13 protein-coding genes are annotated in these 11,973 nt (G+C 70.8%); 7 read left to right on the top strand and 6 right to left on the bottom strand.

Going from position 1 to position 11,973, the window contains the following annotated elements; all coding sequences use genetic code 11:
- Positions 1-169: 169 nt before the first annotated feature.
- Together ACLQ20_RS09190 and ACLQ20_RS09195 are read left to right on the top strand one after the other, a co-directional pair.
- On the top strand, positions 170-337 hold the full coding sequence (locus ACLQ20_RS09190; protein ID WP_425855011.1) for a hypothetical protein: 168 nt from the start codon (positions 170-172) through the stop codon (positions 335-337).
- The gene (locus ACLQ20_RS09195; protein ID WP_425855013.1) at positions 324-1,466 is read left to right on the top strand and encodes a helix-turn-helix domain-containing protein; all 1,143 of its coding nucleotides are present in this window, start codon (positions 324-326) and stop codon (positions 1,464-1,466) included. The genes ACLQ20_RS09190 and ACLQ20_RS09195 overlap by 14 nt, the downstream gene beginning before the upstream one ends.
- A 62-nt stretch (positions 1,467-1,528) precedes the next feature.
- Here the strand turns inward: ACLQ20_RS09195 and ACLQ20_RS09200 are convergent, their stop codons facing one another.
- Positions 1,529-2,011 carry a cation:proton antiporter regulatory subunit gene (locus ACLQ20_RS09200; RefSeq protein ID WP_151453887.1) on the bottom strand — a complete coding sequence of 161 codons (483 nt, stop codon included), beginning with the start codon at positions 2,009-2,011 and terminating at the stop codon, positions 1,529-1,531.
- A gap of 192 nt (positions 2,012-2,203) precedes the next feature.
- Positions 2,204-2,824, bottom strand: coding sequence for a hypothetical protein (locus tag ACLQ20_RS09205; RefSeq protein WP_425855014.1), 621 nt, complete (start codon positions 2,822-2,824; stop codon positions 2,204-2,206).
- Positions 2,825-2,954: 130 nt separating this feature from the next.
- Between ACLQ20_RS09205 and ACLQ20_RS09210 the strand changes: the two genes are divergently transcribed.
- Positions 2,955-3,842, top strand: a complete 888-nt coding sequence (locus ACLQ20_RS09210; protein WP_425855016.1) for a GNAT family N-acetyltransferase — start codon at positions 2,955-2,957, stop codon at positions 3,840-3,842.
- 71 nt (positions 3,843-3,913) lie between these two features.
- Here the strand turns inward: ACLQ20_RS09210 and ACLQ20_RS09215 are convergent, their stop codons facing one another.
- Together ACLQ20_RS09215 and ACLQ20_RS09220 are read right to left on the bottom strand one after the other, a co-directional pair.
- Positions 3,914-4,477 carry an RBBP9/YdeN family alpha/beta hydrolase gene (locus ACLQ20_RS09215; protein WP_151453885.1) on the bottom strand — a complete coding sequence of 188 codons (564 nt, stop codon included), beginning with the start codon at positions 4,475-4,477 and terminating at the stop codon, positions 3,914-3,916.
- An 87-nt stretch (positions 4,478-4,564) separates the two neighbouring features.
- Positions 4,565-5,239 carry a uridylate kinase gene (locus tag ACLQ20_RS09220; protein WP_151453884.1) on the bottom strand — a complete coding sequence of 225 codons (675 nt, stop codon included), beginning with the start codon at positions 5,237-5,239 and terminating at the stop codon, positions 4,565-4,567.
- 425 nt (positions 5,240-5,664) lie between these two features.
- Here ACLQ20_RS09220 and ACLQ20_RS09225 point away from each other — a divergent pair, with 425 nt between their 5' ends.
- Positions 5,665-6,678, top strand: coding sequence for a trypsin-like serine peptidase (locus ACLQ20_RS09225; protein ID WP_370518926.1), 1,014 nt, complete (start codon positions 5,665-5,667; stop codon positions 6,676-6,678).
- Positions 6,679-6,771: 93 nt separating this feature from the next.
- On the opposite strand, the gene ACLQ20_RS09230 is transcribed toward ACLQ20_RS09225, so the two are convergent.
- Together ACLQ20_RS09230 and ACLQ20_RS09235 are read right to left on the bottom strand one after the other, a co-directional pair.
- Positions 6,772-7,617: a CHAP domain-containing protein gene (locus tag ACLQ20_RS09230; RefSeq protein WP_327028126.1), complete on the bottom strand. Its 846-nt coding sequence runs from the start codon at positions 7,615-7,617 to the stop codon at positions 6,772-6,774.
- 143 nt (positions 7,618-7,760) lie between these two features.
- Entirely contained in the window at positions 7,761-8,753 is a 993-nt protein-coding gene (locus ACLQ20_RS09235; RefSeq protein WP_327028127.1) for an alpha/beta fold hydrolase, read from the bottom strand.
- A gap of 170 nt (positions 8,754-8,923) precedes the next feature.
- On the opposite strand from ACLQ20_RS09235, the gene ACLQ20_RS09240 reads away from it, so the two are divergent.
- From ACLQ20_RS09240 to ACLQ20_RS09250, 3 genes are all read left to right on the top strand, one after another.
- Positions 8,924-9,559: a TetR/AcrR family transcriptional regulator gene (locus ACLQ20_RS09240; protein ID WP_151453881.1), complete on the top strand. Its 636-nt coding sequence runs from the start codon at positions 8,924-8,926 to the stop codon at positions 9,557-9,559.
- Positions 9,560-9,797: 238 nt separating this feature from the next.
- Positions 9,798-10,751 carry an SRPBCC family protein gene (locus ACLQ20_RS09245; RefSeq protein WP_225852104.1) on the top strand — a complete coding sequence of 318 codons (954 nt, stop codon included), beginning with the start codon at positions 9,798-9,800 and terminating at the stop codon, positions 10,749-10,751.
- Between the two features lie 26 nt (positions 10,752-10,777).
- Entirely contained in the window at positions 10,778-11,950 is a 1,173-nt protein-coding gene (locus ACLQ20_RS09250; protein WP_151453880.1) for a zinc-dependent alcohol dehydrogenase, read from the top strand.
- Positions 11,951-11,973 lie beyond the last annotated feature (23 nt).

Raw genomic sequence — 11,973 nt, forward strand, 5'->3', positions numbered from 1 at the left:
ACCGTGGTACCCCACGCAACCCGGCGCAACATCGCACCGAGGGTGACGCAACCAGGCGCATCGCTCGCCATCTGGTCCGGCGCCCAACAGTCGACTTCGCTGGCCTCAGGAACCTGCGAGCGCGTGACAGGGTGCTTCCACCTATCGCCGCGCTTCTTGATCGAGGGAGATGGGATTGCAGGGCGACGAGTCAGCGAGTCGGGGCGAGCAGGCCGAGGCCGCCGAGCGGAAGGCGGCCAAGCGACGCCTCCTGGATCAGGCCGAGGCGGAGCGCGTACCGGTGGAGGAGACCACCCGGGCGGTGCCGGACCGGCGGTGGCGGCGTGACCAGCGCTGACGAGCCGATCGGTCGCCGCGTCGCCCGCTGGCGGGCGCGACGGCGGATGACGCAGCAGATGTTCGCCGACCGGCTCGGCAGGTCGAAGAGCTGGGTGGACAAGACCGAGCGGGGCGTACGGCCGTTGGACCGCTACCCGGTGATCCAGGAGATCGCCCGGGTGTTGCGGGTCGACCCGATGGTGCTGCTCGGCGAGCACCGCCCGACGCCGACCGGAAGCAGCCCGGTGGCCGGGGTCGACGGCATCCGGGCCGCCCTCGCCCGCTACGACGATCACGGGGCGACGACGTCCGTGGCGGAGACGGGCCGGCACGTCGCGCACGCCTGGCTGACCTACCAGCACGGGCACTACGCGCAGGTGGTGCGGCTGCTGCCGAGGCTGCTGCACGCCGCGCAGGGCGTGCGGGCGCAGGAGCCGGTGCTGCTGGTGCAGGCGTACCGGATCACCTCGGCGGTGCTCGTGAAGCTCGGCGAGGCCGACCTGGGGTGGCTGGCCGCCGACCGGGCGGTGGCGGTGGCCGGTGGCGATGCGGTGCTGGCGGGGGCGGCGACGGTGGCGGTCGGTCAGGCGCTGCGTGCGCTGGGCCGGGACCGGCTGGCGCTGGTGGCGACGCTGGCCGTCGCGCGTCGCGTCGCGCCCGCGTCGGAGCCGGTGCACGGGACCCTGCTGATCCAGGCCGCGCTGGCCGCCGCCGGCTGCGGCGACACCGGCCGCAGCGAGGAGCTGGTCGAGCGGGCCGCCCGGGTGGCGGCGCGGGTCGCCGGTGACGACCTGCACCGGACCGGCTTCGGGCCGGACGCCGTTGAGGCGGCCCGGGTGGTCGCGGCCCTCGAGCGGGGGGACGCCGGGGAGGCGGTGCGCCGGCACGAGCAGGCGGTACGGCAGGAGGCGTGGCGGCGGCTGCCGGCCGAGTACCGGGCCGCCTACCTCGTGGACGCCGCGCGGGCGTACCTCCAGGTCGGCGACCTGTGCGGCGCGGGCCGGGTCCTGGTCCACGCGGATGCCGTCGCGCCCGCCGAGGTCCGGTGCCGGCCGTTGGCGCGTACGGTCGTCGCCGAGGTCGCCCGGGCCCACCCGGCGCCGGCCGGCGTGGCGCGCCTGGCGACGCTGGTCGGCCTGACCCGCTGACCGGACCACCAGACGGGCGTTCGGCGGGTGGCCAATGCTCCCGTCACCGTTGGCGGCGGTCGTCAGCCGTTGGTGAAGAGCTCGCGGAGCTTGACGAGGCTGGCACCGTCGCCGACGACCACCAGCGAATCACCGGACTGGATGGTGAAGTCGGTGTCCGGCGAGGGGATCACGTGATCGCCCCGGACCACCGCGACGATCGACGCGCCGGTGCGGGTCCGCGCCCGCGTCTCACCGAGCCGGCGCCCGACGAACGGCGACCGGGCGGGAACCGGCATGCGTACGGTCTCGACGCCTTCCAACGGCGGCGTCAGCTCCGTCAGGTGGTCCATGACCAGGGGCAGACCGAGCAGTTCCGCGATCGTCCGCGGCTCCGTGCCCTCCAGCGTCAACGTGTGCCTGACCCGTTCGGGGTCGCTGGGGTCGTAGAGCACGATGTCGCGTCGGCCGTCGAAGTGCACGATCACGGCGCCTCGCTGGCCCGCCGCGGTGGTGAAGCCGTACGACTCTCCCACGCCGAACAGCCGGGTCCTCTCCAGGTCCACGTTTTCACCTTCCGAGGATGAGGCGTCGCGGTCGAACACCTTGCCGCCCAGACTAGTACTCCGGCCGGCATCATGAGGATGGCGCGGTGGAGGCCTGCCGGGCGTGGTAGCTGTGCAGGGTCTGGCTCCGGTGACGGCGACGGCCAGGACGTCCGGGCCGGGGCCGTCAGGTGTTGACCGGGCGGCGGGCGATCAGGCGATCTCGAAGCCGACGTCGGTGAGCAACGACTTCCAGTCGGCGTACTCCAGGCCGCAGAACTGTTCCTGGGTCTCCGACAGCCAGTTGTCGGTGTAGTCCTTGCGGGTGAGGAAGTCCATCGCCGCGCCGAGGGTCAGCTCGACCACGCCGTCCGCCCCGTCCACCGGGCGGTACGCGAACGGGAACCGGTAGTCGACCGCGAACTGGTCCAGCCGGGCCCGGGTCGACAGCGCGTCGACGTACGCCGTCACCTCACCGGGCGGCAGGGCCGCCAGGTCGGTACGCGGCCGGGGCGGGTTGACGCCGTCCGTCGTGGTCAGGCGCAGGTGCACCGTCCGGTCCCGGCCGTCCGGCCCGCACACGTCGCTGTTGATCCACACCCCGCCGGGCACGGTGTGGTCGTAGAGGGCCTGCACGAACCGGCGCAGCGAGGCCATCCGCTCGCCGTACGACCAGATCTCGTGGGTCAGCGCGAAGGTCATCGTGGTGTCCACCGAGCGCGGCGCGAACACCGCCCCGCCGAGCACGTTGCGCCGGTAGAAGAAGACGTTCGGGTTGGCGAAGACGCCCTGCGCCTTCTTGTGGACGCACTCCTCGAACAGGTGCCGGGCCACCTCGACGTTCCGGATCGGCTATCGACAGCCTGGTGACGGCCTGGAACAGGCATTCGGCGAACCGTGACGAGAACGCCGGCTCCCTACAAAATCGATGGTGCCAGGTCGCTCTTTGGGGTTTGGATGCACCGTGAGCATCATCTTGAGCACCCCGAGCGTTGATGAGTTGTCACCAGCGGTGGACGCGCTCAAGGGGTGGCAGTACGACGGGGGACCGCTGCATCTGCATTCCGGCGATCTCGGGTGGCACTCGTTAGGTGGTGCCGAGGCTACGGCGGCTGCCATCCGGATGTGGTCGCGCGACGGGGAGGTTCTCGCGATCGGGCTGCTGGACGGCCCCGAACTGGTGCGCATGGCCGTCGCTCCCGACTGGCGTGATGACGAGGCACTGGCCCGTCGGCTCGCCGCTGATCTGGACGAACCAGGGCGTGTCCTGGCTCCCCACGGTGCGACCGTCGAAGCCCGAGGTGCGGGGCTTCTCACCCAGTTGCTGCTGAAGCGGGGTTGGGAGCGGGATGAGCCGTGGACAACGTTCCACCGCGGTCTCTCGGACCCGGTACAGGACTGCGGTCTGCGCATCGAGACGATCGAGCCCGATCGCGCCGAGGTGTGGGTCGCCGTCCACTGGTCCGCGTTCCGCGGGTCGCCCTTCACCGATGCCGACCGGCGCCGTACGGTCGGAGGTTGGCTCGCGATGGCCGGTGGCCCGTTCTACGCTGACGCACGCTGCCTCGCCGCATTTGATCAGAATGACGACGCCGTGGCGGTGGCGGCTGTGTGGTCAGCCGGCCCGGGGCGGCCTGGACTGCTGGAACCGATGGGCGCGTACCGCAGTCACCGAGGCCATGGTTACGGCACTGCGATCACGCTTGCCGCCGCTGCGGCGCTTCGCGACATGGGTTCGTCCAGCGCGAGTGTGTGCGTGGAGAGTTCCAACGTCGGCGCCGTAGCTACCTACGCCTCGGCCGGCTTCACGCCGTCAGACGAGGTGGCCGATCTGCGCCGCGGTTCCCGGTGAACACCGGCGAAGGTCGATACCCCTCGCGCAGATAGTCGTAGCCAGCGGGCCGCACTGATCTTGGTTCCAGTCTAGTACTCCAACGTCACCTGTGCGGGCTGGGCCAATGATCGGACCAGGCGCTCGCCGTCGGGCCACGCGCCGAACCCGGTCTTGGAGTCCAGGTGCCCGACTGCGCCCGCGTCGAACAGTTCCGAGCCCCAGTCTCGCGCGTACGCTTCGAATTGCTCGAACGTGGTAATTGGGTCGTTGTGACTGGCGACCAGGATCGAGCGAAAGGGCAGTGGCTCGCGTGGCACGTGGTCGATGACGACATCGACGGTCTCGTGAGGGTCGGGAGTCCAGTCCGGATCCAGGTACGGTGGCGTGACCAGCAGGGCGGCACGGACGGGACCGACATGCTGGCTGGCCCAGACGGCGACGGTCAGGCATCCCGCACTGTGCGCCACGAGGATCGCCGGCTCATCGTCGGCGCTTATGGCAGCGTGCAGCGCGGCGACCCGTTCGGCGGCGACGTACGGTGGCCCGGGCGGTTCGGGCGCCCACTGGTACTTCGGGTAGTCCCTGACCCAACTGCGCGACCAGTGGTCGGGGAATGGAACGCCTCGACCGGGCACGACAAGGTAACGCGTCATGCTGGGGAGGGTAGCGCGACGATCCCCCGGACTCTTGCGGTGCCAAATGTCGTGGTTGAGTCGAGGGCTTTGCCGAATCGGGTGCGGTCAGCGTCTTCGAGTCTCCCAGATCGGCCGCTGAGGCTCGTCGTTGTGCACGACGATGTCGGCGTGATCGGTCGGGCGGACGGTAGCGAAGTACAGCTGTTGGGAGGGGATGTAACGCTCGCGCCAGCGCCGTTCGATTTCAGCCCGGGACGACGTCCGGCGCTCTCGGATCACGGCACGGTCCACGGTCTTCTCAAGCGCGGTTGACACGAAGATGCGCAGGTCCCACCTGTCGATCAGCTCCGGACGCATGAGGAAGACGCCGTCGAAGACCAGCACGGCGTCGGCGGTGGCAGTGGCGGCCGGCGGGGACAGCACACTATCCGCGGTACGGTCGTAGACCGCGTGTCGAAAGCGTCGATCCCCGCCCGGGCCGAGCGGATCGAGCAGAACCCGGTTCAGCGCGTCGTAGTCGTGGGTGTCGAAGTAGCAGCCTTCGGCCGAGAATTCGCCGCGCGGATAGCGCTGTGCCCGGGGAAAGAGGAAATCGTCGATCGTCGCGCGGATGACGTCGCGGCCCTGGTCGCGCAGGATGACGGCGAGCTCGTCGGCGAGGGTGGTCTTGCCTGCGGCGGGCGGTCCGTCGACGGCAACCCGCGTCGGGTGCGCGACGGTGATGGACCCGACTGCCTCAGCCAGGCGGCCGAGCACCTCGTTGCGGGTGCCTTGGTCCATGTGCTGTCCCGTCCTGTCCTCGCGAAGGTTGCCGGGTCGAGCCGACCTTATGCGCGTCAGCCCCTCCGTGCCGGCCCCTCCCCGGGTGAGCGAGATTGCCGCGTGCACGGGTGGCTGCGGTCGCGGCGCGAATGGGCAGCCGGACGCGTCCGGGCAACGTCTCAACTGCCGCGGTCCGCAATTCCCACCTGTCGACAGCGGTGAGCGTCCTCAAATTGAGAGTGCGAATTCGCGGCGATGGGATTTGCGAGTCAATTTTGACGCTTCTGTTCGGGGTGGGGGTGCTTTGTTTGCCGCCGGCTGTGGTCCTTTTCGGACGCCAGAAAGTCAATGTCAATTACCTGTCATTCGATCACGTTGTGATCAAAGCAATTTGATCGATAGGTTTCGCTGGTCCGAGTTGGAGTACCCGAAAAAGGGGGCAACTGTTGAGATCAACCCTGCGCTGGTCCGCATCGGCCAGCCTGGCACTCGCGCTGGTCGTGACCGCTCCGGCGGTCGCCCAGGCGAAGCCGACCACGGTCGAGAGGAACGGCAACACCACCGCCGTCGCCCGCACCAGTGACGGTCGTGCGATCACCAACGAGAAGATCGCCGAGGAGGTCGCCAGGTTCTGGACGCCGGAGCGCATGGCGAACGCCGTCGACCTCGACATCGCGAAGTCGGCGAAGGCCACCGAATCCACGAGCCGGGCGCCGAAGCCCGACGGACCGGCGGGCTCGGTCGCGCCGGTGCGACCGAGCGCCGCCAGCGGCGCCGACGTCGGCATCCAGCTCAACGAGTCGGCGGTCGTCGGCAAGGTCTACTTCACCACCCCCAACGGTGGCGGCGCCTCGTGCTCGGCGAGTGCGGTCGCCAGCGGCAAGGCGCGACTGGTCATGACCGCCGGGCACTGCGTGCACCAGGGCGCCGGCGGGCAGTGGTACAGCAACTGGCAGTTCGTGCCGCGCTACCGCGACGGCGCGCGGCCGTTCGGCACGTTCGTGGCGTACCAGCTCGCGGCCCGCACCGCGTGGATCAACAGCAGCAGCTACGACGAGGACATGGCCATCGCCATCATGCACAACGGCGGTAACTGGGGCCTGAAGGTCGTCGAGACGGTCGGCGGCCACGGCATGCGCTGGAACTGGGGTTACAACATCTCCCTGATGACCGCGCTGGGCTATCCGTCCAATCTCGGCGGCGGCGAGAGCCAGTACTTCTGCCAGAGCGGCACCTGGCACGCCGGCGCCCAGCAGATCCGGATGTGGTGCAACATGACCTACGGCTCCAGCGGCGGTCCCTGGCTGCAGGAATACAACGACCAGAATGGTCTCGGATTCATCAACAGCGTCGTGAGCCACGGCGACAACCCGGGCAACGGACAGTTCGACGGCCCGTACTTCGACAACGACATCAAGAGCCTCTACGACTTCGTGGAGGGTCTCTCCCCGGCGTAAGGGCACGTGATCGGCAGAGCCCCGGCCATGCGGCCGGGGCTCTGCGCGCGGTGTTCCGTCATCGGCGGAGAAGTTTCCGTCCGAGGCGCGGGGTCACTTGAAGCGGATGAACTTGGAGAACTGGTTGTTGGCGGTTCCCACCGACACCGTCCGGTGGCTGTACCTGTCGGCCGAAACGTAGTTGTACTCGTCGATTTCGAAGGTGCCGTTCGCGTTCACCCTGGTCACGAACGCGACGTGACCGTAGGTGCCGCCCAGGCGTACCGCGACGTCACCGGCCTTCGGGCTGTTGTACACCGGCACGCCGGCGCGTCCGGCGGCGGCGACCCACTCCTTGGCGTTGCCCCACCGCGCCTGGCCCTTGTACTGGTTGTGGAAGGCGACGCCGACCCGGCTGCGCACCGCCCAGGCCGCGAAGCTGGTGCACTGCCCCTTGTAGAAGTTCCACGGATCGATGCCCGAGGTCTGACCCTTGTAGGGGTAGTCGTCCTTCGCCGGGTAGCTGGCGCCGGCGGAGATCAGCTGGTGGGAGGCGTTGTTGTTCTTCAGCGTGGAGCTGAGGTTCTTCTTCGCCCCGGGCGCGAAGTCCTGGTGCGCCTGGGAACCGTTGTAGCCGGTGTTGTAGTAGACACGCACCGTCTTGCCGGTGCGGTTCCACGCCGAGGCGGCGTTGTTCTTGATGCACTGGCCCTTGCCGCTGCCGGCGCCCTTGAACTCGTAGCAGCCCGGCTGGGCGGTGCCGTAGTCGGCCAGCGAGCCGGCGTGATCGGAGATCGAGCCCGCGTGGTTGCTGTTGTAGTAGTAACAGAACTCGCCGGTGTTGCAGGCGCCGTCGCGGGACGCGGCCTGGGCGGGCGCGGCGACCGCCAGGACGCCGAGAGTCGCGCTCAGCACGCTGGCGCTGAGGGCACCGAGAACGCGAACGGTGACCGTGGGCATGATCACTTCCCTCCTGGGTGGGTGAGGAGGGCCCACGCTACAAGCCATCGACCGATCGCCATACCCCTCAATTGAGGGCGGTCCGTCGCCGCGCCGCGAACCGGTACCGGGGGCGGCGGCCGGTCGGGCGTGTGGGTCCTGCGTCAGGGTAGGGGTGCCAGGTGCGCGGCGACGTCGGCGGCGATCTGCTCCGGATGCTCGCCGTTGATGGCGTGCGAGGCTTCCGGGTAGACCTTCACCGCGGCGTGCGGCAGGACGCGCCGGGCGTGCGCCGCCCCGGCCGCCGTGTCGTGCATCCGCGACCTGCCGGCGAGCAGGGTGAGGACCGGCACCCGCACGCCGGCGAGCTGTTCGTCGGTGAGTCGTTCGGGAGCGGAGAGCTTGAGCACGTACGACTGCATCCCGGCCTCGATCATCTCGGCGACCGGGACGTCCTCGACCGGCGCGCCGTTCGCCGTCCAACTCGCGAAGTCGTCCCGCCAGGACCGGGGGAACCAGCGCACGCTCGCCGGGATGGAGCGGACGATCGCTGCCGGCGACAGATCGGTGAAGACCAGGACCGGATCCAGCAGGACCACGCTTGCGACCTTCTCCGGCCGGTGCGCCACGAGGTTCATCGCGGTCCAGCCGCCGATGGACAGGCCGAGCAGGTGCAGCCGCTCGTCGGGCAGGCCCCGCATCAGCTCGTGCAGCCACTGCGCGTGGTCACGGGCGGAGCCGATCGGTCGTTGCTGGACGCTCATTCCCGGCTCGCCGAGCAGGTCCACCGTGTACACGCTCCGCGTGCGCAGCAGCAAGGGCAGGTTGTCGGCCCACACGGGGGAGGGCGCGGCCCGGCCCGGCAACAGCAGCAGCGGAGCGGCGGGGGAGGAGTCGGCGCCCGCGAAGTGGTAGACGCGGACCACCCCGTAGCTGGTCCGCACGTCGAGCGTGCGGTCCGGCTGGGGCAGGTCGGCCATCGCCCGTTCGTAGGCGCGCAGGAAGCGGTCCTGCGCCCGCGCGGAGACGTAGTAGCCGACGGGCGCGGGGTGGTGCAGGGCGACCCCCGCGGCCACCGCCAGGGTGGTGACGAGCGCGACGCCGCCGCCGACGATCCAGCGCCGGCGATGCCTGATCCGAGGTACGCGCGCTCGCATGGTGCCCCCCTCCGTTTCCGTGGTGGTCGTGGACGTCGTTGCCCATCCCAGGATTCTACCGGTCGGTCAGATTTTCAACCAGTCGGTAGAAAGTCTGACCGGGGGGTTACCCTGTCCGTGCCGCGGCTACCCGGCCCGGCAGGGCCGCCACGACACCCCGAGGACACCGAATGACGCCGGACGCCACCACCCGCAAGGACCGTTCGCGCCGGCCGCTGACCATCACCGAGCAGGCCCGTCGCGCCCAGCTCGTCCGGGTGACCACCGACCTCGTCGCCCGCCACGGCTACGCCGGCACCTCGCTGGCGCGCATCGCCGAGGCGGCCGGCCTGTCCAAGGCGGCGGTGCTCTATCACTTCCCTTCCAAGGACGCCCTGGTCCAGGCCGCGTACGCGGCGGTGATCGAGGCCCTCACCACCGACGTCGGCGCGGCCGTCGAGCGTGCCCGCGGGGCCGCCGCGCTGGAGGCGTACGTCCGCTCGCTCGTCGCCCACCTGCGGGAGCACCCCGAGCACGCCCGCATGATCATCGAAGCCATCACCGAGGAGACCGGCATCTCCGACGGGCCGGACGCGCCCAGCCGGCGGCAGAGCGTCGTGGACCTCATCGGGGCGGCGCGCTCGGCCGGTGACTACCGCGAGGACACTGACGCCGAACTGCTCGCCGTCATGATCAACGGCGCGATCGACGCCATCGTCGCCGAGCAGCTCGCCCGAGCCGGGTTCGACGGCGCCCGCGCCGCCGACGAACTGATCGCGATCCTGGACCGGGCGTACCGCCGCCGGCCGGAGTCCGACGGGCGCTGACGGATACGGCGGTGCCCGCCCGCGCCGCAACGGTGCTGGCGGCGCCCGTGCCGGCGAGCGTGAGACGGTCGCCGGCGCGGCCCCGGCCGACGGGCGGAAACAGGGCGGCAGCGGGCGTCGAGTTGTGTGCCGATTCGGGGTTCGTTAGGCGATTCGCGGGCATAGCGTCAGGCGTGGCGGCTTCCCGCCGCCGGGCCTGCCCCGGGGGCGGGTCAGGACGATCTGACGGTGGTGCGACGTGGACGAGACCGATCCGATGATGCTGGACCAGCGGGGACGACGCGGCCAGGGCGCCGGGCTGCCCCGGCTGCTGGGCGCGGTCAGCCTCGCCCTCGGGGCCGGCAGCCTGCTCGCCCCGCGCGCGGTGGCCCGGCTGACCGGCGTGGACGACTCACCCGCCGCGGGCGGGGTGATCATGGCCGTGGGCGCCCGCGAGCTGATCCACGCGGCGGGCCTGCTCGGCGGCCGCCGGCCGGCCGGCTGGGCGTGGACCCGGGTGGCCGGCGACGCGCTGGACCTCACCCTGCTCGGACGGGCCTGGGCGGAGCGGTGCGGCGAGCGGCGCCGGCGGGTCGGCCTCACCACCGCGGCCGTCGCCGGCATCGCCGCCGTCGACCTGATCGCCGCCGTGCGCGCCGGACGGGCCCGGGCCGCGCACCGGCGGGTGATCGACATGGAGGTCTCGGTCACCGTCAACCGGTCCCCGGCCGAGGCGTACCGCTTCTGGCGGGACCTGGAGAACCTGCCCCGGTTCATGTCCCACCTGGAGTCGGTACGCGCCGACGACCTGCGCCGGTCGCACTGGACCGCGCACGGCCCGGCCGGCCGCCGGATCGAGTGGGACGCGGAGATCGTCGACGACCAGCCGAACCGGTCGCTCGCCTGGCGGTCGCTGCCCGGCACCCGCGTGCCCAACGCGGGTCGGGTCCGGTTCGTGCCCGCGCCGGGCGATCGTGGCACCGAGGTCCGGGTGCGGCTGCGCTACGCCCCGCCGGCCGGCGCGCTGGGCCGGGCCGTGGCGAAGCTCTTCGGCGAGGAACCCGAGCAGCAGGTACGCGACGACCTGCGCCGGTTCAAGCAGGTGGTGGAGACCGGCGAGGTGGTCCGCTCCGAGGGCAGCCCCGACGGCATCTCCGTACGCCAGCAGGTCATGCAACGCCCCGCCCAGCCGCTGCCCATCGCCCGCCGCTGACCGCCCGCCACCCGAGAGGACGAACGATGAAGGCCACCGCCTGGATGGGCAAGGACAGCGTCAAGGTCGTCGACGTACCAGACCCGACCATCATGAACGCGCGCGACGCGATCGTACGGATCACCTCGACCGCCATCTGCGGCTCCGACCTGCACCTGTACCACGGGTACATCCCCGCCATGCGCAAGGGCGACATCCTCGGCCACGAGTTCATGGGCGAGGTCGTGGAGGTCGGCCCGCAGGTGCGCAACCTGCGCCCCGGCGACCGGGTGGTGGTGCCGTTCCCGATCGCCTGCGGGCACTGTTCCTCCTGCCAGCGCGGGCTCTTCTCGGTCTGCGAGAACTCCAACCCCAACGCCGGGGTGGCCGAGAAGATCATGGGGCACTCGCCGGCCGGCATCTTCGGCTACTCCCACCTGCTCGGCGGCTACGCCGGCGGCCAGGCCGAGTACGCCCGGGTGCCGTTCGCCGACGTCGGCCCGATCAAGGTGCCCGACGAGGTCCCCGACGACCAGGCCGTGATGCTCGCCGACGTGCTGCCCACCGGCTTCATGGGCGCGGAGATGTGCGACATCAAGCCGGGCGACGTGATCGCCGTGTGGGGGGCCGGCCCGGTGGGCCTGCTCGCCGCCGCCAGCGCCCGGATGCTCGGCGCGGAGCGGGTGATCGTCATCGACCGGTACCCGTACCGGCTGCGGCTCGCCGAGGAACACACCGGCGCGGAGACCATCAACTACGACGACACCGACGTGCTCGACGCGCTCAACGCGATGACCGCCGGCCGGGGGCCCGACGCCTGCATCGACGCCGTCGGCCTGGAGGGGCACCACGGCAACACCGCCGTCTACGCGTACGACCGGGCCAAGCAGGCCGCCCGGGTCGAGACGGAACGCCCGTTCGCGCTGCGCCAGGCCATCCTCGCCTGCCGTAGCGGCGGCGTCGTCTCGGTGGTCGGGGCGTACGGGGGCTTCGTCGACAAGTTCCCGATGGGCGCGTTCATGAACCGGTCGTTGATCATGCGTACCGGTCAGTGTCACGTCCAGCGCTACACCCGTCCGCTGCTCAACCGCATCCAGCGCGGCGACATCGACCCCAGTTTCATCATCAGCCACCGGATGCGGCTCAAGGACGCGGCCAAGGGCTACAAGATCTTCCAGAAGAAGCAGGACGAGTGCACCAAGGTCGTCCTCAAGGTCTGAGCCGGCGGTCGGCAGGGCCCCGC

Source organism: Micromonospora sp. DT46, from assembly GCF_049841735.1.
GTDB classification, from domain to species: domain Bacteria; phylum Actinomycetota; class Actinomycetes; order Mycobacteriales; family Micromonosporaceae; genus Micromonospora; species Micromonospora reichwaldensis.

Excerpts from the sequence above, each read along its gene's own strand:
- ACLQ20_RS09190 (WP_425855011.1), top strand. The coding sequence starts at position 170 with ATGGGATTGCAGGGCGACGAGTCAGCGAGTCGGGGCGAGCAGGCCGAG.
- ACLQ20_RS09215 (WP_151453885.1), bottom strand. The coding sequence starts at position 4,477 with ATGACGCGTTACCTTGTCGTGCCCGGTCGAGGCGTTCCATTCCCCGAC.
- ACLQ20_RS09220 (WP_151453884.1), bottom strand. The coding sequence starts at position 5,239 with ATGGACCAAGGCACCCGCAACGAGGTGCTCGGCCGCCTGGCTGAGGCA.
- ACLQ20_RS09230 (WP_327028126.1), bottom strand. The coding sequence starts at position 7,617 with ATGCCCACGGTCACCGTTCGCGTTCTCGGTGCCCTCAGCGCCAGCGTG.
- ACLQ20_RS09235 (WP_327028127.1), bottom strand. The coding sequence starts at position 8,753 with ATGCGAGCGCGCGTACCTCGGATCAGGCATCGCCGGCGCTGGATCGTC.
- ACLQ20_RS09240 (WP_151453881.1), top strand. The coding sequence starts at position 8,924 with ATGACGCCGGACGCCACCACCCGCAAGGACCGTTCGCGCCGGCCGCTG.
- ACLQ20_RS09250 (WP_151453880.1), top strand. The coding sequence starts at position 10,778 with ATGAAGGCCACCGCCTGGATGGGCAAGGACAGCGTCAAGGTCGTCGAC.